Below are 20,058 nucleotides of genomic sequence, written 5' to 3'. Positions count from 1 at the left end.
GGCGCGATTCGCGCACGACCGCTGTGACATGTACAGTGAAGGTGTTCCGGTCGCCGGTCCGCCTCACGCTTTCGAGCATCGAGGCCGTTCGGGTCCATTCTTCGGAACATTTCATGACGCCCTCGGTCGTATTCGGCCTGCGTCTTCACCACATGCACCACAGGTGCCATCCAACGCTGTGCATCCGGCGTTCTCTACGCATTTCTCACGCACAGCCGAACGGAGAAGGAAACCTTCGTGACCGAAACCACCGCGAACGACACATCAGCACGTTCGGGAAGTCTCACGGCACTCCGTCTGCCGCAGCTGCAGGAAATCGCAGCCGGCCTGGAGATCAAGGGCTATCGCCGCCTGCGGAAGAGTGACCTCATCGACGCGATCAAGACCGCCCGCGGTTCATCGTCCGATGCAGGCAGCTCGGTCGGCGCCGGTAAGTCGACTGCCGCCAAGACGACCGCAGACAAGACGGCTGCAGACAAGACCACCACAGACAAGAGCGCAGCGGATTCGTCCGCTGCTGCCACCTCGAGCACGGACGCATCGGCGTCGGCCGCCGACAGCGCGGAACAGTCCGCTCCTGCGCGTTCGGCGCGGGGCGCACGGAACCAGGGCACACGGAACCAGGGGCGACGCGCAGCTGCGGACACCTCTGCGACGTCGCAGGGCTCCGACGCCTCGACATCGGATGCTCCGGCATCGACCTCTCCGGAAGCTCAGGCCCCCGCGGCTCAGACCCCTGATGCTCAGGCCCCTGATGCTCAGACCCCTGCCGCTCAGACCTCCGTGGAGCAGGCGCTCGACAGCCTGATCTTCGACGAGGGCAGCCGCGCTGAGGGCTCCTCGGCACGGGACTCCTCCTCGCAGGACGGCTCCTCGCAGGACCAGGACGCGCGCCACGATGACGGAGGACGCCGCACGCGTCGCCGTCGCGGCGACAACCGCTCCGATGACAACGGCGGCGACCGCAGCGGGAACGACCGCGGCAACGGCGGCAACGACCAGCAGAACCGCGGGGACCAGCAGGGCCGCAACGACCAGCAGAACCGCAGCGACCAGGGCGGTCGCAACGATCAGCACGGTCGCAACGACAACCAGGGTCGCAACGACCAGGGCGGCCGCGGCAACCGCGGACGCAATGATCGCGGCAACGGCGGCAACGATCGCAACGACAACCAGAACCGCAACGATCAGGGCGGTCGGGGCGACAACCAGAATCGCCGCGGGGGTCGCAATGACTCGCGCTTCGACCAGGACGACCGGTCGAACCGGGGGCGCGGTCGCGACCGCAAGCGCCGGGGCCGTGATGACGACCAGGTGCGTCCGGACGACGTCCTGATCCCCGTCGGCGGCATCCTCGACGTCCACGACAACTACGCGTTCCTGCGGACATCCGGATACCTGTCCGGGCCCAACGACGTGTACGTCTCCGCCGGACTCGTGAAGAAGAACGGCCTGCGCAAGGGCGACGCCGTCACCGGTGCCATCCGCAAGCCGCATGAGGGCGGAGACCGCCAGAACCGTCGCGAGAAGTTCGACGCCCTGGTGCGTCTGGACTCCGTCAACGGCCTCACGGTCGAAGACGCGAAGCGCCGCGTCGAGTTCTCGAAGCTCACGCCCCTCTACCCGCAGGATCGCCTGCGGCTCGAGACGCAGGCGAAGAACGTGACCACGCGGATCATCGACCTTGTGTCACCGATCGGCAAGGGCCAGCGCGGCCTCATCGTCGCACCGCCCAAGGCCGGCAAGACGACGATCATGCAGCACATCGCCAACTCGATCGCGGAGAACAATCCTGAGGTCCACCTCATGGTCGTGCTCGTGGACGAGCGTCCGGAGGAAGTGACGGACATGCAGCGCGCGGTGAAGGGCGAGGTCATCGCCTCGACCTTCGACCGTCCCGCGGACGATCACACGACGATCGCGGAACTCGCGATCGAGCGTGCGAAGCGCCTCGTGGAGATGGGGCAGGACGTCGTCGTGCTGCTCGACAACATCACGCGTTTGGGCCGTGCGTACAACATCGCGCAGCCCGCGTCCGGCCGGATCCTGTCCGGCGGTGTCGATGCGAATGCGCTCTACCCGCCGAAGAAGTTCTTCGGTGCGGCCCGCAACATCGAGGGCGGAGGATCGCTCACGATCCTCGCGACCGCGCTCGTGGAGACCGGCTCGAAGATGGATGAAGTGATCTTCGAGGAGTTCAAGGGCACCGGCAACATGGAGCTGCGCCTCTCCCGTCACCTGTCGGACAAGCGGATCTTCCCGGCGGTCGACGTCAACTCGTCCGGCACGCGCCGTGAGGAGAACCTCATGCGTCCGGAGGAGCGCAAGGTCATGTGGCAGCTGCGACGTCTGCTGTCCGGCCTCGAGCAGCAGCAGGGCATCGAGCTCCTGCTGTCGAAGCTCAAGGAGACCGGCTCCAACGCCGAGTTCCTCATGCAGGTGCAGAAGACGACCCCGCTGCCGAAGTCGGCGTCGGACGACCACTGACACCGAGTGACCACTGACACCGGACGCGGGCACTGCCGGCGCACGGATACGTCGCATCACACGAGGGCTGCAGGATGACCTGCGGCCCTCGTGGCATGCCGCACGTCGGTGGCTACGAGGATGATGTGGTGAGATCCGAGTGGTGAGGCTCGAGTGGTGAGACCGGCGTGCTGAGAGGGGTGCGGAGATGACTGCGGAGGAACAGGGCTCGATCGAACAGGAGCTCGACGCTCTGGCCGCGAGCGTGCGCTCCCTGCTGGACGAGCACGCGCGCGTCGAGCAGGAGCTCGCCGATCCGGAGGTCCACAGCAGTCCCGGCCGTGCGCGGTCACTCACCCGCCGCTATGCGGAGCTGGACCGCGTCGTGCGCGTCTGGACGCGGCTGGAGACCATTGCCGATGATCTGGCGGTGGCCCACGAGATGGCCGAGGCGGACGAGTCATTCGCCGCCGAGGCTGCGGAGCTTGAGGAGGCGCTCGGCGACGAGCGGGAATCCCTCACCGCGGAGCTGCGCGAGCTGCTCGTGCCCTCCGACCCGGATGACGGCCGCGACGCGATCGTCGAGATCCGTGCGGGGGAGGGCGGCGACGAATCGGCGCTCTTCGCCGCGGATCTGGCTCGCATGTACGAGCGCTGGGCCGCGACGAAGGGGTGGTCGACGGAGGTCCTCGACGCGGCCCACACGGAGCTGGGCGGCGTGCGAGAGCTCACGATGGCGCTGAAGTCCTCGCAGGACGGCGTCTTCGGCTGGACGAAGTTCGAGGGCGGGGTCCATCGCGTCCAGCGGGTCCCGGTGACGGAGTCCCAGGGACGGATTCACACCTCGGCCGCCGGCGTGCTCGTGTTCCCGGAGGCGGACGCGCCGGATGAGGTCGAGCTGCCGGACAACGACCTGAGGATCGACGTGTACCGCTCGTCCGGCCCCGGCGGCCAGTCGGTCAACACGACGGACTCCGCGGTCCGCATCACGCACCTGCCGACCGGGATCACCGCGAGCTGCCAGAACGAGAAGTCCCAGCTGCAGAACAAGGAAGCGGCGCTGCGAATGCTGCGCGCGCGGATCCTCGCGGCCCGCGCTGATGAGGCGGCAGAGGCCGAATCCGCACAGCGCCGGTCCCAGGTGCGCACAGTCGACCGGTCCGAGAGGGTGCGGACGTACAACTTCCCGGAGAACCGCGTGACCGATCACCGGACCGGGTACAAGGCGTACAACCTCGACCAGGTGATCGACGGCCGGCTCGACGAGGTCGTCGAATCGCTGCGCGCCGCCGAACGCGCGGCGCGATTGGAAGACATCGGGTGAGCATCGACGAGCTTCTGCGACACGGGGAGCAGCGCCTCGCCGCCGCGGGGGTCGATTCGCCCGCCGCGGACGCCGCGCTGCTGCTCGCTCACGCGTGCGGTATGGACGGCCGCCGCCTCAGCCGCGCCCGCCTCATGGGAATCCCCGTTCCCGCCGAGGCGGCAGCCTCCTTCGACGCGCTGCTGGCGCGCCGTGCGCGGCGCGTCCCGGTCCAGCACATCACGGGGGAGGCCCACTTCCGGACCCTCACCCTGCCGGTGGGACCCGGAGTCTTCGTGCCGCGGCCGGAGACCGAGCTGCTGGTGGATCCGGTGCTTGCGCACCTCGCGTCGGTGCGCCCCTCCGGAGGTGCTCGCGTCCTGGACCTGTGCACGGGCACGGGGGCGCTGGGGCTGGCCGTGGCCGCAGAGGCGGCCGGGACCTCGGCGGTGGGGATCGAAGCCGATCCGACGGCGGCCGATTGGGCCCGACGCAGTGCGGACGCGGTCGCGGGCGACCTCGCACGGGCCGGTTCCGACTTCGCGGTCGTGGAGGCGGACGCGACGGATCCGGAGGCAGTGCGCGCGGTCGTGGACGCGCACCTCACCGGCCGTGCGGACGTGGTCGTCGCCAATCCGCCCTATGTCGTCGCCGACGGCACCACCACCGCGCCCGAGGTCGTCGACCACGATCCCGCACGCGCACTCTGGGGTGGCGGTGATGACGGGACCCGCGTGCCAAGGCTGGTGATCGCCGCGGCCGCCCGCGTGCTGCCGACCGGCGGCCTGCTCGTGCTCGAGCACGCGGACACCCAGGGGGCGGCGCTGCGTGAGGCATTCCTCGCATCCGGTTTCGCGGAGGCGACGACGCGCGCGGACTACACTGGACGAGATCGTTTCACGCTGGCTGTCCGACAGCCGCACACCCAGGGGAAGTGAGCCCTCGACGCATGGCACGGACCTTCGACATCCGCAATGAGCAGGTGCGCGAGCTGGTACTCAAGGAGGCCGGTCGGGTGATCGGCGACGGCGGACTGCTCGTCATGCCGACGGACACCGTCTACGGGATCGCGGCCGACGCCTTCAGTGCGCGCGCGGTCGGTGCGCTGCTCGCGGCCAAGGGGCGGGGACGTGACATGCCCCCGCCGGTCCTGGTCCAGGGCCAGGACACGCTGCTGGCCCTGGTGAGCGGCGCGGATGAACGGATCATGGCGCTGGTGTCGCAGTTCTGGCCCGGTCCGCTCACCGTGATCTGCCACGCGCAGCCCATGCTCGACTGGGACCTCGGCGATACCTGGGGGACCGTCGCGCTGCGGATGCCGGATGATCCGGACGCGCTGGCGCTGCTGGGGGAGACCGGCCCACTCGCGGTGTCGAGTGCGAACACCCATGGGGAGCCGGCCGCGGAGACCATCGCCGCAGCGGAGTCGATGCTGGGCGATTCCGTCGGGATCTACCTGGACGGCGGACCGCGCAGCGGCCAGGGATCCTCCACGATCGTCGACATGACGTCCGAGCCGCCGCGCGTGGTGAGGGAGGGGCCGCTGTCGCTGGACCGTCTGCGGGAGGCCGTGCCGGATCTCGTCGGTGTGGATGGGCCGAACGATGGCGCTGTGCGGGACGACTGAGTGCGCGCCTACCTCTTCATCCTCCTCGTGTCGGCGGTGATCTCGTACCTTGCCACCCCGATGGTGCGCAGGATCGCCGAGCGGGGCCTCATCTTCTCGCCGCTGCGCGATCGGGACGTCCATTCCGTGCCCACGCCCCGGCTGGGCGGCGTCGCGATGTTCGCCGGGATCATGGGCGGTCTCCTCATCGCGTCGCAGACGCCGTTCCTCAACCGCGTCTTCGTCGAGCCCGGTCCGGTGATCGGCATCGCCGGTGCCGCCACGCTGCTCTGCCTGCTGGGCGTCATCGACGACATCTGGGATCTGCACTGGACGACGAAGCTCGCGGGACAGACACTGGCCGCCGGGTTCATGGCACTCAACGGCGTGAGCCTCCTGTCGATCCCGCTGGGCGGCATCATCATCGGCTCGCCCCGCATGTCGCTCATCCTCACGGTGCTCGTGGTGCTCGTGTCCATCAATGCGGTGAACTTCGTCGACGGTCTGGACGGGCTGGCGGCGGGCGTCGTCTCGATCGGCGGCGCCGCGTTCTTCGTCTACAGCTACACGCTGGCAGTCGACACGACCCCTGACAGCTACGCGAACCTCGCGTCGCTCATCATCGCTGTGCTGGTCGGAGCGTGCGTGGGCTTCCTGCCGCACAACTTCAACCCCTCCCGGATCTTCATGGGCGACTCCGGATCGATGCTGATCGGCCTCCTGCTGGCCGCCTCGACGATCCGGGTCACAGGACAGGTGGACCCCGCGATGCTCGCGGACGAGCGCGCGCTGGCAGCCTTCCTCCCCATCATCCTGCCGATCGCGGTGATGGCCCTGCCGCTGCTGGACCTGGGACTCGCCGTGGTGCGACGGATGATGGCGGGGAAGTCGCCGTTCTCCGCGGATGCGAAGCACCTGCACCACCGCATGCTCCGACTCGGGCACTCGCACGCCCGCGCCGTCCTGCTGCTCTACCTGTGGACCGTGATCTTCGCGTTCGGATCGGTCTCGTTCCTCAGCTTCCCCGTGGCCCGGGTCCTCCCGGTGCTCGCCGTGCTCGTCCTCGTGACGATCGTGCTGACGTTCTACCCGCTGGGCCGACGCCTGGCACGTAAGGAGCCCTCATGACCACCTCTCCCGAATCCTCCGGCGCTGAGCGCCCCGCGCGTCAGGGCGGCGTCGCCAGCGTCCGCTCCATCATGAAGTGGACGATCATCTCAGGCGCGCTCATCGCGGTCGCCATCGGGACGATCGCCAGCTTCGTCGGGGCGCTGCTCACCGGTCTGCCGGGCGTGTGGGGCGCACTCATCGGCGCCGTCGTCGCCTTCGCGTTCTTCGCGATCACGGCCGTCGTCATGTACTTCACGGCCGAATCGAGCCCCACGACCATGGCGGCCGGCGTCCTGGGCGGGTTCCTGGTGAAGATCGTGGGCTTCATGGGAGTGGGGATCGCACTGCGCGGGAGGGACTTCTACGATCCCTGGACGCTCTTCCTCACACTGGCCGTCGCCGCGATCGCCTCTCTGATCGCAGACGTCGTCATCGTGCAGAGGGCCCGACTCCCGTTCGTCGACGAATCCGCTCGATGAGACCAAGCACACACCGGTCGTCCGGGAAGACAGGGGTCCAGCGGTTTTGTGCCCTTCTCTACGGTTGGTAGAGTATCCCGGGACACGCTGGGAATAATCGGTCATGTCTCTGTGCACATCTCGAGTGCGGCATGCAGAGTCAGACCCGGATCCGGCGCCAGACCATCGCGATATCCCGATCGGACGCCAGTCCGACGACCGCGCCCGTTCGAAGTGCCGTCGCCGGTCACCGCACCTGCGGCGGCCGCATAGCCGTCAGGAGACCGCCCTGTTCATCAACGCCCTGCCAACGGTGTCGCTGCTCGCAGCTGAAGGGGGAGGGGGCTTCGTCGCCCCCGGTCTCGAAGAGTTCTTCCCGGCGGTGTTCCTGTTCGAGGGGACAGGCTTCGACATCAACCGGATCATCCTGGTCCGCATCCTCGCGACGCTGGTCCTGCTCCTCTTCCTGTGGCTCGCGCTGCGGAAGGCGACGCTCGTCCCGGGCCGCATCCAGTCCGTCGTGGAGATGGCCTTCGACTTCGTCCGCAAGGACATCGCCTACGGCATGCTCGGCAAGAAGGACGGCGACCGGTTCTTCCCGCTCATCGCCTCGCTCTTCTTCGGGATCCTCGCCCTCAACGTCACGGGCATCGTCCCCTTCCTGAACATCTCGTCCAACGCACTCATCGGCATGCCGCTGGTCATGGCGCTCGTCGTCTACGTCGTGATGATCGGCGCGGGCATCAAGGCCAAGGGCGGCCTCGCGTACCTCAAGGGTGAGCTGTTCCCCGCCGGCGTCCCGAAGCCGATGTACATCCTCGTCACGCCGATCGAGATCGTCTCGACCTTCATCGCACGGCCGGTCAGCCTCACGCTGCGTCTCACGTTCAACATGCTCGTGGGCCACCTGCTGCTCGTCCTGTGCTTCGCCGCCACCCAGTTCTTCTTCTTCGAGGTGGGCGGAATCTCCGCCGGCTTCGGAGTGCTCACGCTGATCGGCGGCTTCGCCTTCACGCTCTTCGAGATCCTCGTCGCGGTGCTGCAGGCCTACATCTTCGCTCTGCTGGCCGCTGCCTACATCCAGCTGAGCGTCGCCGAGGACCACTGAGTCCCGGACCCACAAACTGTCATCCGCAAGACAGGGGCCTGCTGAAGAGCCGGCCCTCAATCGAAAGGGAATACCCACGTGGACACCACCATCCTCGCCGAAGTGACCGGCAACCTGCAGACCGTCGGCTACGGCCTCTCGGCCATCGGCCCCGGCATCGGCATCGGCATCCTCGTCGGCAAGACCGTTGAGGGCATGGCTCGTCAGCCGGAGGTCGCAGGCCAGCTGCGCGCCACCATGTTCCTCGGCATCGCCTTCGTCGAGCTGCTCGCCTTCCTGGGCATCGCAGCCGGCTTCATCTTCCCCGCAGCCTGATAGGGAGCGAACCCGCACATGACCCCGATGACAGTTCTCGCGGCGGAGGGCGGACACCCGCTCATCCCACCCGTCTATGACATCGTCTGGTCGGCGGTCTGCTTCGCGATCATCATCTTCGCCTTCTGGAAGGTCTTCCTTCCGAAGTTCCGTGCAGTCCTCGACGAGCGCTCCAGCGCCATCCAGGGCGGCATCGAGAAGGCTGAGAAGGTGCAGGCAGAGGCGGACGCCGCCCTTGCCGAATATCAGAAGCAGCTCGCGGACGGACGCGCCGAAGCCGCCAGACTCCGGGCCGAGGCCCAGGAGGAAGGCGCGCAGATCATCGCCTCGATGAAGCAGCAGGCGACCGACGAATCAGAGCGGATCATCACGCAGGCCAAGTCTCAGATCGAGGCGGAGCGCCAGTCCGCGATGGTCTCCCTGCGTTCCGAGGTGGGCGGTCTCGCGACCGACCTCGCCTCGCGCATCGTGGGCGAGTCACTCGCCGATGACAGCCGTTCGGCCAACGTCGTCGATCGCTTCATCGCCGATCTCGAGGCCCAGACGCCGGCGGCCCCCGCCTCCGCTTCCAAGGAGGTCTGATGCTCCAGTCGAGCAGGATGTCCCTGCAGAAGGTACTCGCCCAGATCGATTCCGCGGTGTCCGGCACCACGGTCGACGCAGCGATCGGAGCCGACCTCCTCAGCATCGTGACGGTGCTGTCGGAGGACGTCTCCCTGAGGAAGTCCCTCGCGGATGCCTCTCTCGATCCGCAGGCGAAGACCGGAGTCCTGGACGCCCTCTTCGGAAGCAGGGTCGACGACCGCGCACTCGCTGTTGCGCGGAGCGCCGCCGGCTTCCACTGGGCGCACACCCAGGACTTCGTGACCGCACTCGAGGTGGCGGGCGTGACTGCGCTCGCGGCCCGCGCGCAGGCGGAGACCCGCCTGGGCCGTGTCGAGGAGGAGCTCTTCCGCTTCGCACGGACGATCGAATCCGACCACGAGCTCGGTTGGGCGTTCGGTTCCGACCGCGCGCCCAGTGCCAAGCGCGCACTGGTGCAGGACCTGCTCGGCTCCGCCGCCGCAGAGGAGACAGTCCTCCTCGCGTCACAGGCGGCGGCGCATCCCCGCGGATTCCGCGTGGCTGAGACGCTCGACAACTACGGCGAGGTGCTGGCCGCGCGTCAGCGTCGCGCAGTCGCTGAAGTCGTCGTCGCGAAGCCGCTGACTCAGCAGCAGCAGGATCGACTCACCCAGTCACTGTCCCGGTCGTACGGCAGGGAGCTCGTGCTCCATGTGGTCGTCGACCCCGACGTCGTCGGCGGTGTGCGGGTGCAGGTCGGCGACGAGGTGATGAGCGGCACGATCGCAGATCGCCTCTCGGACGTTCGCCGTCGACTCACCAGCTGATCGCGCCCCGAACGGGGCGCCACGAACAACCGCTGCGACGCGCACGCAGCCTCACGTCAAGTAAGGAAGCAGGGAAACCAGATGGCGGAACTGACAATCAGCCCGGAGGAGATCCGGGCCGCTCTGGGGAAGTTCGTCGAATCGTACTCGCCCCAGGCGGGAGAGAAGACCGAAGTCGGCACTGTCGTCACGGCAGGCGATGGCATCGCCACCGTGTCCGGTCTGCCCGGCACCATGGCCAACGAGCTGCTGCGCTTCGAAGACGGCACCCTCGGACTCGCGCAGAACCTCGATGAGCGCGAGATCGGCGCCGTCGTGCTCGGCGAGTTCTCCGGGATCGCGGAGGGCCAGCAGGTCTACGGCACCGGCGAAGTGCTCTCCGTGCCCGTGGGCGACGGATACATGGGCCGTGTCGTCAACCCGCTGGGTGAGCCCATCGACGGGCTCGGCGACATCGAGACCGTGGGCCGTCGTGAGCTCGAGCTCCAGGCTCCGGGCGTCATGGACCGCAAGGAGGTCAAGGAGCCGCTCGAGACGGGTCTGAAGGCCATCGACGCGATGATCCCGGTGGGCCGTGGACAGCGCCAGCTGATCATCGGCGACCGCAAGACGGGCAAGACCGCCCTCGCGCTCGACACGATCATCAACCAGAAGGCCAACTGGGAGTCCGGCGATCCGAAGAAGCAGGTCCGCTGCATCTACGTCGCCTGTGGCCAGAAGGGCTCGACCATCGCCTCGGTCCGTCGCTCCCTCGAGGAGAACGGCGCACTGGAGTACACGACGATCGTCGCGTCCCCCGCGTCCGACCCGGCCGGCTTCAAGTACCTCGCTCCCTACGCGGGCTCTGCCATCGGTCAGCACTGGATGTACGAGGGCAAGCACGTCCTCATCGTCTTCGACGACCTCTCCAAGCAGGCTGAGGCCTACCGTGCGATCTCGCTGCTGCTGCGCCGTCCGCCGGGCCGTGAGGCCTACCCGGGCGACGTCTTCTACCTGCACTCGCGTCTGCTCGAGCGCTGCGCGAAGCTGTCGGACGAACTGGGCGGCGGCTCGATGACCGGTCTTCCGATCATCGAGACGAAGGCCAACGACGTCGGTGCGTTCATCCCCACGAACGTCATCTCGATCACCGACGGTCAGATCTTCCTGCAGTCGGATCTCTTCAACTCCAACCAGCGTCCCGCTGTCGACGTCGGCGTCTCCGTGTCCCGCGTCGGCGGCTCCGCTCAGCGCAAGCCGCTGCGCGGTGTGTCCGGCACGCTGAAGATCTCGCTGGCGCAGTACCGCTCGCTCGAGGCGTTCGCGATGTTCGCGTCCGACCTCGACCCGGCGACGCGCCGTCAGCTGGATCGCGGTGCTCGTCTGATGGAGCTCCTCAAGCAGGGCCAGTTCGAGCCGATGCCCTCCGAGCGCCAGACGGTCTCGATCTGGGCGGGTTCCGAAGGCCACCTGGACGAGGTCCCGGTCTCCGACGTGCTGCGGTTCGAGTCGGAGTTCCACTCCTACCTCGAGCGCAAGACGGACATCTTCGACCAGATCGCCGGGCTGACCGACAAGCTCTCCGGCGACCTCAAGGATGCCCTCTCCGACGCCGTCGCGGAGTTCAAGAAGGAGTTCCAGCCGTCCGGTGATGACGCTGCTGCCGGTTCGGGAGACTCTGCTGCCGCGGAGTCTGCCGACATCGAGCAGGAGCAGATCGTCAAGCAGAAGCGCTGAGGTCGTCCGACGTGCACGCCACGACTGAAAGGAAGTGCTGATGGGAGCACAGCAGCGGGTCTACAAGGCCAAGATCAATTCCACCAGTTCGCTGCGGAAGATCTTCAAGGCCATGGAGCTCATCGCGGCCTCCCGCATCCAGAAGGCGGTCGCGCGCGCACAGGCGGCGAGCCCGTACGCGCGTGAGATCACCCGTGCCGTCTCTGTGGTGGCGACGCAGTCGAACGTCGATCACACGCTGACGACCGAGCCCGACACGATCGACCGCGCAGCGGTCGTCGTGATGGGCCCGGACCGCGGCTTCGCCGGCGCGTACGCCGCGAATGTCATCCGTGAGGCTGAAGAACTCATCACCCTGCTCAGGGACGAGGGCAAGGATGTCGCCCTCTACACCGTGGGCCGCAAGCCGGAGACGTACTACACGTTCCGCGATCGCGAGATCGTGCGGTCGTGGACCGGCTTCTCGGAGGCACCCACGGGTGCCGACGCACGTGAGATCGGGGAGGAGCTCCTCGCATCGTTCGAGAAGGACTTCTCCGCCGGCGGCGTCGATGAGATCTACCTCGTGTCGACCGTGTACCGGTCAGCTGTGGATCGTCAGCCGGAGTACCGCCGTCTGATCCCCCTCGAAGTCGTCGAGGAGGACGTGGCGGCACCCGGTGCGCGATCCACGGCATCGCAGGATGAGGTCTTCCCGCTCTACGAGTTCGAGCCGAGTGCGGAGAAGGTGCTCGATGCGCTGCTCCCGCGGTACATCGATGCGCGGATCCAGTCTGCGCTGCTGAGTGCCGCTGCGGCGGAGCAGGCGGCACGCCAGCAGGCGATGAAGACTGCGACCGACAATGCGGACGACCTCATCAAGACGTACACCCGCCTGGCCAACACGGCCCGACAGGCAGAAATCACCCAGGAGATCTCCGAGATCGTCGGCGGCGTCGACGCTCTTGCAGCCTCCGGCCCCAGCGACTGAGCCTCGCCAGGTGAAGAGAGCAGAAGAGAAAGAGAACATGACTGCCACAGTTTCCGAAACCCCCCAGGTCCAGGGGACCACAGGCCGGATCTCGCGCGTCATCGGCCCCGTGGTCGACATCGAGTTCCCGCTCGATGCGGTCCCGACGGTCTACAACGCGCTGACGACCGAGGTCGCCCTGTCCGATGGCATCCGGAAGATCACGTTCGAGGTGGAGCTCCACCTCGGCAACGGGATCGTCCGCGCCGTCTCCCTCCAGCCCACCGACGGCCTCGTCCGCGGTCAGGAGGTCGTCGACTCCGGTTCGCCCATCAGCGTTCCCGTCGGTGACGTCACCAAGGGCAAGGTCTTCAACGTGACGGGCGATGTCCTCAACACGTCGATGCTGACCGAGCCCTACGAGATCACCGACCGGTGGCCCATCCACCGCGAGGCGCCGAACTTCGACCAGCTCGAGTCGAAGACGGAGATGTTCGAGACGGGCATCAAGGTCATCGACCTGCTCACCCCGTACGTGCAGGGCGGCAAGATCGGCCTGTTCGGCGGCGCCGGTGTCGGCAAGACGGTCCTCATCCAGGAGATGATCACCCGTGTCGCGCAGGACCACGGCGGTGTCTCCGTGTTCGCCGGCGTCGGTGAGCGCACGCGTGAGGGCAACGACCTCATCTTCGAGATGGAGGAGTCCGGAGTCCTCAAGAACACCGCACTGGTGTTCGGTCAGATGGATGAGCCGCCGGGCACGCGTCTGCGCGTCGCACTGACGGGCCTGACGATGGCGGAGTACTTCCGCGATGTCCAGAACCAGGACGTGCTCCTGTTCATCGACAACATCTTCCGCTTCACGCAGGCGGGCTCCGAGGTCTCGACGCTGCTCGGCCGCATGCCGTCCGCTGTGGGCTACCAGCCCACGCTCGCGGATGAGATGGGTGTGCTGCAGGAGCGGATCACGTCGACCCGCGGCAACTCGATCACCTCGATGCAGGCGATCTACGTCCCCGCGGACGACTACACGGACCCGGCTCCGGCGACGACCTTCGCGCACCTCGACGCGACCACCGAGCTCTCGCGTGACATCGCGTCGCGCGGTCTCTACCCGGCCGTCGATCCGCTGTCCTCCTCGTCGCGCATCCTCGACCCGCTGTACGTGGGCCAGGATCACTACGACACGGCAGTGCGCGTCAAGCAGATCCTCCAGAAGAACAAGGAGCTGCAGGACATCATCGCGATCCTGGGCGTCGACGAGCTGTCCGAAGAGGACAAGGTCGTCGTGCACCGCGCGCGTCGCCTCGAGCAGTTCCTGTCGCAGAACACCTACACCGCGGTGCAGTTCACCGGTGTCGAGGGCTCGACGGTCTCGATCCAGGACACGATCGAGGGCTTCAAGGGCATCTGCAACGGCGACTACGACCACATCCCGGAGCAGGCGTTCTTCAACGTCGGCCCGATCGAGGATGTGCTGCGCAACTACGAGCAGCTCCAGAAGGAGAACTGACCGATGGCCGCGCTGACAGTCGTCGTCGTCTCCGCTGACCGCGAGGTCTGGACGGGGGAGGCCACGCGCGTCGTGGCCCGCACCACCGAAGGCGAGATCGGCATCCTCGCCGGCCACGAGCCCCTGATGGGGCTTGTGGCCGGGGGAGAGGTCCGCATCCTCACGACGGCCGGTGCCACCGTCCGCGCGCAGGCGGACGGAGGATTCCTGTCGGTGGCGAACGACAGGGTCTCCGTGGTCGCCGACGCGGCCGAGATCGTGGACTGACAAGTCCCCGGGAAGAAGCGACGTGCTTGCATCCGTTCTGCTGATCATTCTGCTCTCGTCGGTCGGAGCGGCTGTGGTCATCGTCGTGCTCTTCACCGTCAGGCGCCGGTCGCTCACTCGAGCGGCCGGCGCCTTCGACTGCTCTCTCGAGCCTCCGCAGAAGCCCGGGGTCTGGCGGCTCGGCGTCGCCGTTTTCGGCGTCTCCGCCCTCGACTGGTACCCGGTCTTCAGCCTGCGACCGCACCCCAGCTTCATCCTCCCGCGCTCCGATCTGGAGATCGTCGAGCGCGGCCGTCCCAGTGACGGCGAGGAGTACTCCCTGCTGCCGGACGCGCAGGTCATCGTCTGCCGCTACGATGTCCATCGCGGGTCGCCCAAGACGATCCGCCTGGCCCTGGACGCGGAGGCCCTCTCCGGCTTCTCCTCCTGGCTCGAGTCCGCGCCCCCGGGCGCCAACTACACGATGGGACGGTTCACATGAGGCACGTCTTCGTCATCGAGGGCCCCACGGTCCTGTCCGGCGATGTGACGGTGAGGGGCGCGAAGAACTCCGTCCTCAAGCTCATGGCGGCGACGCTGCTGGCCCCCGGCCGCTCCGTCATCTCGAACGTCCCGGCCATCGCGGATGTCCGGATCATGTGCGAACTGCTCCACCGCCTCGGGTGCGGCATCGACTACGACGCGGACGCCGGCACTGTCGCGATCGATGTCCCGGAGGCCCCCGGCATCACCGCAGACTATGAACTCGTGAGGCTCATGCGGGCCTCCATCTCGGTGCTCGGCCCGCTGGTGGGCAGGATGCACGCCGCCGAGGTCGCGGTGCCCGGCGGCGACGCCATCGGGTCGCGCGGCCTGGACATGCACCAGCGCGGTCTGGAGCAGCTGGGCGCAGACGTGAGTCTGGAGCACGGGTACTTCGTCGCCAGCGCCCCGAACGGGCTGCGCGGTGCCGACATCGCTCTGCCGTTCCCGTCGGTGGGTGCGACGGAGAACCTCGTCATGGCCTCGGTCCTGGCACACGGCGTGACGACGATCGAGAATGTGGCGAAGGAGCCGGAGATCGTCGACATCTGCACGATGCTCGTGGAGATGGGTGCTGACATCGAGGGCATCGGCACAGCCCGCCTCGTCGTGACGGGAGTCCCGGAGCTGCGGCCGGTCGAACACCGGTGTGTGGGCGATCGCATCGTCGCGGGGACGTGGGCCTTCGCCGCTGCCGCGACGGGCGGGGACGTCACCGTGCGCGGTGCGGAGCTCGCGCTCCTGCCGAACGTGGTGGACAAGCTCGTGGAAGCGGGTGCACAGGTGGACGCGGTGGCAGATGAGGATCCGTCGGTCGCCGGATTCCGTGTCGTCGGTCCGGAGCGACCGCGGCCGGTCAGGGTGTCGACCCTGCCGTTCCCCGGATTCCCCACGGATCTCCAGCCGTTCGTCATCGCGCTCAACGCCGTGGCCGACGGTGTGGGTCTGCTGACGGAGAACCTCTTCGAAGCGCGCTGGCGGTTCGTGAACGAGCTGTCACGGCTGGGCGCCACGGTGAGCATCGACGGCAACCATGCACTGGTGACCGGCACCGATTCGCTGTCCGGAGCCGAGGTCGAGGCGAGTGACATCCGTGCAGGTGCGGGCCTTGTCGTTGCGGGTCTGACCGCTGCTGGACGGACTGAAGTATCAGGTGTCGACCACATCGAGCGCGGGTACGAGCACTTCGTGGAGAAGCTGACTCAGCTCGGTGCGACCATCGAGCGCGTGGAGAAGCCGGACACCGTCATCCCGTGAGGTGAGGTCCCGTCAGGTGCGGTGTGAGGTGCGGCCGTGTCTCAGAACAGCCGTGTCTCCGGGTCGTCCATTCCGCGCAGCGCATCGTAGTCGAGGACCACGCAGCGGATGCCGCGGTCCTCGGCGAGGGTGCGCGCCTGCGGCTTGATCTCCTGGGCGGCGAAGACACCGGTGACAGGAGCGAGCGTGGCGTCGCGGTTCATGAGTTCGAGGTAGCGCGTGAGCTGCTCGACGCCGTCGATGCCACCGCGCCGCTTGATCTCCACGGCGATCGACGAGCCTGCTGAGTCACGGGCCAGGATGTCGACGGGGCCGATCGCAGTCATGTACTCACGGCGGACCGTCGTGTACCCGTCGCCGAGCGTATCGATGTGTTCGGCGAGCAGCTCCTGCAGGTGGGCTTCGACGCCGTCCTTGACGAGGCCCGGGTCGGTGCCGAGTTCCTGCTCCACCGCCGTCACGATCTCTGCGATGGAGATGACGAGCGTGTCATCGGTCTTCTTCTGGCGCACGGTCCAGATCTCTGAGAAGCCGGCTTCGACCTGGTCTGCCGTGGGCTCTTCGACGCGCATCGAGCAGGGCGGTGACATCCAGTTGAGCGGCTTGTAGGAGCCGCCGTCGGAATGGACCAGCACACTGCCGTCGGCTTTGATCATGAGGACTCTCATGGCCAGGGGCAGATGCGCGGACAGACGTCCCGCATAGTCGACCTGGCACTTCGCAATCACGACTCGCACAGGCGTCAACACTACGTGAGACACTGGCGTCATGCCACGTTCGTCCTCTTCGCGCCGCGCCAACAAATGGCAGCGTCCGGCACGCGAGTTGTCGGCCGGCTTCGCGATCCGCCGTCGCATCGACGATGCGCGTGATGGTCAGTGGGTCGTGCAGGAGACCACCGGTGCTCCGTCGGGCAAGGTCTATGTGTGCCCCGGGTGTCAGCAGGACCTCGCGGCATCGACTCCGCACACCATCGCGTGGCGCGAGACTGCGGCGTACGGGATCGGCACAGGGCCCGAGGCGCGGCGCCATTGGCACACCCACTGCTTCCGGGGTCGCCGCCGCTGACTGCCCTCGGCTCTGGTGGCGCTCGGCTCTGACTGCGCTCGGCTCGGACTGAGTCCGACACTGACTGCGTCGGCTACTGACTGCGTCCGACGCCGACCGCGTCCGACACTGACCGCGTCCAGCGGTTGCTTCCACAGGCTGTGAACGGTGAGCCGTCCTCGATTCTCCCTCATCCGCACCCGTCGGCGCCGATAATCAGACATTGATTCAGAGGGCGTGAGTGCCACTGGCCGATGAGTCATTGGTTCAGTCGCGGTGTTACTACTGTGGTTGTCCGCCGAACCACCTTCGGTAATGCAGCCGGATCGTCGGACTGCAGAGTTATGTCCGTGCCTTCGAATAGTGTGTAGAACATCAATGAAGATGGTCTGTCACTCACCGCGAACGGTGGGATGAAGGAGCGCACGGTGGCTGTGTCTGCCGCGTGTGTTCTGGGCGGGTTGTTCTGCTGGGTGTGTTCTGCAGGGTGGTTGAGGCTTCCAGGGGGAGGCGAGGGGCGATGACGGAGGATCTGGCGCGTGGTCGTCTCCGTGACGAGCCCGAGGGTGGTCCCGCCCGGCTGCTGACAGTGGCTGATGTGCGGGCCGCGATCGGGCGGGTGGCCTCGGGTGAGTTCGGCGTCGCGGGCCCGTTGTCATGGTCGTTCGGTTCTCACCCGGTGGCGGAGGCTACGGCCGGTGCGCAGGAGTCTGCACGTCACCCACAGCCTGATGGAGGATCCGAGGGCACAGAGGACTCGGGCCGTGCCGAGGCGTCAGAGGGCCCCGAGGCCGCGGTCTCGTCTGTTGGTCTGCTGGGTGAGTGGACGAACACAGCCGAGGTCGTCGGACGTCTACGCGCGGTGGAGACCGCCCAGCTCGCGGCGTTCCTGCTGAATCGTGTGCTGAATCGGAAGGGTGGGGAGGGGGAGCTGGAGAGGTTCCTCACCGCCCCGGAACCAGGGCCCGCGGAGACCTCACCCGCTCAGTCACAGCCTCCGCAAAGCTCTTCCAAAGACCCCAGGGACCCCACCGTTGCGGTGCCCGAGCCCACGGATGAGAAGACGACCGCGGTGGGTAGTCCGGGTTCTGCTTTTGCGGCTGGTTCCTTTCAGGATCCGCGGATCTCAACGCGTGCGCGTGAGCTGTTTGCGAGTGAGGACATGATCGTGGTCGCGGCGAAGCTGCGCACCAAGCTGGAGACAGCTCGGAGAGTCTCCGCCCGGGCGATTGTGGAGTTCATCGGTCTGCACAACCTGCTGTCCTCCGTCGTGGCTGGCAGGTTGTCGGTGGAGCGGGTGGAGCGTCTGCATTTCCGCATCGATGACGCCCTCCTGCCCCTGTCAGAGATCCAGGCTCTGGATGGGTTCTTGGATGGGTTGGATGCGGGGTTGTCGTTGGATCAGTTCGAGAAGCAAGCCAGGATGCGGATCCGCGTTCTGGATCCGGTGGCTGCTGATCCTGATGCGGCGCGGAAGAAGCGGTGTGTGCGGATCGAGCGGCGTGATGATGACACCGCTGTGTTGGAGATGGTCGGTCCGATCGGTGTGATCGAGGCGCTGTTCCAGCGTCTGCGTGCAATGGCCAGAGCGATTCGCAGGCAGGAGATCGGTGCGCTCGGACTGATGAAGGACGGACAGGATCTCGACGCGAAGGACTTGGTGGGTCGTCTTCTGGATGATCGTCGGGTGGCGGAGCTGATGTTCGATCTGTTGGCGGGTGCGCGTCCGCAGACGCAGGTCCGTGTCGGCCCGAAGACGGGTGCCGGGCTGAAGAGTGGTGTGGGGGCGCGGCGGAAGGCTGCCGAAGCGATCGTGGAGGCCGCGTTGGCTGATGAGCCCGGCTCCGGCGCTGGCGGCACCGTCGATCCCGCCGCTGCCTCCGGAACCGGAGATGGGTCTGATCTTCCTGAGGGCACGTTTATCGATGTTCTGTGTCCGACGGATGGGGATTGGTTGCGGAAGCAGGCGCAGGTGACGATCACGGTGCCGGTCTCGACGGTGTTGTCGGTGGATGAGCGGCCGGGGCGGGTGAATGGGGATGTGCCGGTTTCTGCGGAGTTCTGCAGGGATGCGGCTGCGCATGCGACGTCGTGGTATCGGGTGTTGACGGATCCGGCGACGAGCATCGTGACGGATCATGTGGCGCAGACGTATGAGCCGACGGCTGCGATGCGGCGGACGGTGCGCGCGAAGTGGCGCACATGCACAGTGCCCGGCTGCAGTTATCCGGCGGGGTGGTGTGAGATCGAGCATTGCTGCAGGTTCTCGAAGATCGATCCCGCCTCGGGTGGATTGACGGCTCTTCCCGGTTCGTGGTGATGGGGAGCGTCGCGTCGTTGACGTAGAACGGCTCGTGGTCCTGCTGTGATGGGTGTTGTCAAGACATCCGAATCTCAGAGGACCACGAGCCTGTGCACGAGAGTACTGGTTCGCAGCGTGATGCTGCGAGCACGATCTTCAACTTGCCCAATTACCGCGTCATCGATGCCGTCGACCTGCCCGACGGGGGCCGGCGGGTGGTGATCGCCTCGACCGTCCCGCCGGGCTGTCCGTCCTGCGGCGTGCTGGCGACGAAGGTCCATTCCCGCCGGTCACAGCAGGTCCGGGACGTTCCCGTCGCTGGCGCAGCGGTGGTGGTGTGGGCCAAGCGGCGCTGGTTCTGTCTGGAGCCGGCCTGTGCCCGGGGCACGTTCGCCGAGGCCACCGAGCAGATCCCGCGATACGCACGCTCGACGACCCGACTGCGGGACCAGGTCGTCTCTGCCGTGATCCGTTCCGGCCGTGCAGCCTCCGAGGTGGCCCGGGCCCACGGCGTCTCGTGGTGGCTGGTCCAGGCCGCCCTCAGCGCCGCCGCAGTGGTCCTGCCTGACGTCGACGACGTGCGGGTCAGGCGTCTGGGGGTCGATGAGCACCGCTACCGGTCAGTGCGCTGGTTCCGCACCGACGAGGGCGCTTGGAGACGGTTCGAGCCGTGGATGACGACGCTGGTCGACCTGGCCACCGGGCAGGTCCTCGGCATCGTCGACGGC

The 20,058-nt window shown here is 67.2% G+C and carries 20 protein-coding genes; 19 read left to right on the top strand and 1 reads right to left on the bottom strand.

Going from position 1 to position 20,058, the window contains the following annotated elements:
* The first annotated feature begins 237 nt into the window (after positions 1-237).
* From rho to murA, 16 genes are all read left to right on the top strand, one after another.
* Positions 238-2,487 carry a transcription termination factor Rho gene (gene rho, locus BSP109_RS05670; protein ID WP_101599675.1) on the top strand — a complete coding sequence of 750 codons (2,250 nt, stop codon included), beginning with the start codon at positions 238-240 and terminating at the stop codon, positions 2,485-2,487.
* A gap of 187 nt (positions 2,488-2,674) precedes the next feature.
* Positions 2,675-3,790: a peptide chain release factor 1 gene (prfA, locus tag BSP109_RS05665; protein ID WP_101599674.1), complete on the top strand. Its 1,116-nt coding sequence runs from the start codon at positions 2,675-2,677 to the stop codon at positions 3,788-3,790.
* The gene (gene prmC, locus BSP109_RS05660; RefSeq protein WP_101599673.1) at positions 3,787-4,707 is read left to right on the top strand and encodes a peptide chain release factor N(5)-glutamine methyltransferase; all 921 of its coding nucleotides are present in this window, start codon (positions 3,787-3,789) and stop codon (positions 4,705-4,707) included. The genes prfA and prmC overlap by 4 nt, the downstream gene beginning before the upstream one ends.
* 11 nt (positions 4,708-4,718) lie before the next feature.
* On the top strand, positions 4,719-5,396 hold the full coding sequence (locus BSP109_RS05655) for an L-threonylcarbamoyladenylate synthase (protein ID WP_087008681.1): 678 nt from the start codon (positions 4,719-4,721) through the stop codon (positions 5,394-5,396).
* Complete coding sequence (locus tag BSP109_RS05650; RefSeq protein WP_087008682.1) at positions 5,397-6,503, top strand: MraY family glycosyltransferase; 1,107 nt, start codon at positions 5,397-5,399, stop codon at positions 6,501-6,503.
* A complete protein-coding gene (locus BSP109_RS05645) occupies positions 6,500-6,964 on the top strand; it encodes a hypothetical protein (protein ID WP_087008684.1) in 465 nt (154 codons plus the stop codon). Before BSP109_RS05650 ends, BSP109_RS05645 begins: the two co-directional genes overlap by 4 nt.
* Positions 6,965-7,256: 292 nt before the next feature.
* Entirely contained in the window at positions 7,257-8,051 is a 795-nt protein-coding gene (atpB, locus tag BSP109_RS05640) for a F0F1 ATP synthase subunit A (RefSeq protein WP_087008686.1), read from the top strand.
* A 78-nt stretch (positions 8,052-8,129) separates the two neighbouring features.
* Positions 8,130-8,366, top strand: a complete 237-nt coding sequence (gene atpE / locus BSP109_RS05635) for an ATP synthase F0 subunit C (RefSeq protein ID WP_087008688.1) — start codon at positions 8,130-8,132, stop codon at positions 8,364-8,366.
* 18 nt (positions 8,367-8,384) lie between these two features.
* Positions 8,385-8,948, top strand: coding sequence for a F0F1 ATP synthase subunit B (locus BSP109_RS05630; RefSeq protein WP_101599672.1), 564 nt, complete (start codon positions 8,385-8,387; stop codon positions 8,946-8,948).
* Positions 8,948-9,757: a F0F1 ATP synthase subunit delta gene (locus BSP109_RS05625; RefSeq protein WP_087008691.1), complete on the top strand. Its 810-nt coding sequence runs from the start codon at positions 8,948-8,950 to the stop codon at positions 9,755-9,757. Before BSP109_RS05630 ends, BSP109_RS05625 begins: the two co-directional genes overlap by 1 nt.
* Before the next feature lie 81 nt (positions 9,758-9,838).
* A complete protein-coding gene (gene atpA / locus BSP109_RS05620) occupies positions 9,839-11,473 on the top strand; it encodes a F0F1 ATP synthase subunit alpha (RefSeq protein WP_087008693.1) in 1,635 nt (544 codons plus the stop codon).
* A gap of 40 nt (positions 11,474-11,513) precedes the next feature.
* A complete protein-coding gene (locus BSP109_RS05615) occupies positions 11,514-12,443 on the top strand; it encodes a F0F1 ATP synthase subunit gamma (protein WP_087008694.1) in 930 nt (309 codons plus the stop codon).
* Between the two features lie 37 nt (positions 12,444-12,480).
* Entirely contained in the window at positions 12,481-13,935 is a 1,455-nt protein-coding gene (atpD, locus tag BSP109_RS05610; protein WP_087008696.1) for a F0F1 ATP synthase subunit beta, read from the top strand.
* A gap of 3 nt (positions 13,936-13,938) precedes the next feature.
* A complete protein-coding gene (locus BSP109_RS05605) occupies positions 13,939-14,202 on the top strand; it encodes a F0F1 ATP synthase subunit epsilon (protein WP_087008699.1) in 264 nt (87 codons plus the stop codon).
* Positions 14,203-14,224: 22 nt separating this feature from the next.
* Positions 14,225-14,683: a DUF2550 domain-containing protein gene (locus tag BSP109_RS05600; RefSeq protein WP_087008701.1), complete on the top strand. Its 459-nt coding sequence runs from the start codon at positions 14,225-14,227 to the stop codon at positions 14,681-14,683.
* The gene (gene murA / locus BSP109_RS05595; protein WP_101599671.1) at positions 14,680-15,981 is read left to right on the top strand and encodes a UDP-N-acetylglucosamine 1-carboxyvinyltransferase; all 1,302 of its coding nucleotides are present in this window, start codon (positions 14,680-14,682) and stop codon (positions 15,979-15,981) included. The genes BSP109_RS05600 and murA overlap by 4 nt, the downstream gene beginning before the upstream one ends.
* Positions 15,982-16,022: 41 nt before the next feature.
* On the opposite strand, the gene nucS is transcribed toward murA, so the two are convergent.
* A complete protein-coding gene (gene nucS / locus BSP109_RS05590; RefSeq protein ID WP_101599670.1) occupies positions 16,023-16,718 on the bottom strand; it encodes an endonuclease NucS in 696 nt (231 codons plus the stop codon).
* A 31-nt stretch (positions 16,719-16,749) separates the two neighbouring features.
* Between nucS and BSP109_RS05585 the strand changes: the two genes are divergently transcribed.
* The 3 genes from BSP109_RS05585 to BSP109_RS05575 all read left to right on the top strand — a co-directional run.
* Positions 16,750-17,049 carry a hypothetical protein gene (locus BSP109_RS05585; RefSeq protein ID WP_101599669.1) on the top strand — a complete coding sequence of 100 codons (300 nt, stop codon included), beginning with the start codon at positions 16,750-16,752 and terminating at the stop codon, positions 17,047-17,049.
* 499 nt (positions 17,050-17,548) lie between these two features.
* A complete protein-coding gene (locus BSP109_RS05580) occupies positions 17,549-19,348 on the top strand; it encodes an HNH endonuclease (RefSeq protein ID WP_101599668.1) in 1,800 nt (599 codons plus the stop codon).
* 92 nt (positions 19,349-19,440) lie between these two features.
* Positions 19,441-20,058: transposase family protein (locus BSP109_RS05575; protein ID WP_146001088.1), on the top strand; the 618-nt coding region annotated here is incomplete at its 3' end.

It is taken from the genome of Brevibacterium sp. Mu109 (assembly GCF_900169375.1).
GTDB lineage: Bacteria > Actinomycetota > Actinomycetes > Actinomycetales > Brevibacteriaceae > Brevibacterium > Brevibacterium yomogidense_A.
Note: the sequence above shows the minus strand (reverse complement) of the source record. Positions and strands in the feature narration are given on the sequence as shown.

What these genes read in the sequence shown, in the direction of transcription:
- atpA (WP_087008693.1), top strand. Translation starts at nt 9,839, where the DNA reads ATGGCGGAACTGACAATCAGCCCGGAGGAGATCCGGGCCGCTCTGGGG.
- BSP109_RS05645 (WP_087008684.1), top strand. Translation starts at nt 6,500, where the DNA reads ATGACCACCTCTCCCGAATCCTCCGGCGCTGAGCGCCCCGCGCGTCAG.
- murA (WP_101599671.1), top strand. Translation starts at nt 14,680, where the DNA reads ATGAGGCACGTCTTCGTCATCGAGGGCCCCACGGTCCTGTCCGGCGAT.
- prfA (WP_101599674.1), top strand. Translation starts at nt 2,675, where the DNA reads ATGACTGCGGAGGAACAGGGCTCGATCGAACAGGAGCTCGACGCTCTG.
- BSP109_RS05625 (WP_087008691.1), top strand. Translation starts at nt 8,948, where the DNA reads ATGCTCCAGTCGAGCAGGATGTCCCTGCAGAAGGTACTCGCCCAGATC.
- BSP109_RS05655 (WP_087008681.1), top strand. Translation starts at nt 4,719, where the DNA reads ATGGCACGGACCTTCGACATCCGCAATGAGCAGGTGCGCGAGCTGGTA.
- BSP109_RS05585 (WP_101599669.1), top strand. Translation starts at nt 16,750, where the DNA reads ATGCCACGTTCGTCCTCTTCGCGCCGCGCCAACAAATGGCAGCGTCCG.
- BSP109_RS05615 (WP_087008694.1), top strand. Translation starts at nt 11,514, where the DNA reads ATGGGAGCACAGCAGCGGGTCTACAAGGCCAAGATCAATTCCACCAGT.
- BSP109_RS05605 (WP_087008699.1), top strand. Translation starts at nt 13,939, where the DNA reads ATGGCCGCGCTGACAGTCGTCGTCGTCTCCGCTGACCGCGAGGTCTGG.
- BSP109_RS05630 (WP_101599672.1), top strand. Translation starts at nt 8,385, where the DNA reads ATGACCCCGATGACAGTTCTCGCGGCGGAGGGCGGACACCCGCTCATC.
- BSP109_RS05580 (WP_101599668.1), top strand. Translation starts at nt 17,549, where the DNA reads ATGACGGAGGATCTGGCGCGTGGTCGTCTCCGTGACGAGCCCGAGGGT.
- atpD (WP_087008696.1), top strand. Translation starts at nt 12,481, where the DNA reads ATGACTGCCACAGTTTCCGAAACCCCCCAGGTCCAGGGGACCACAGGC.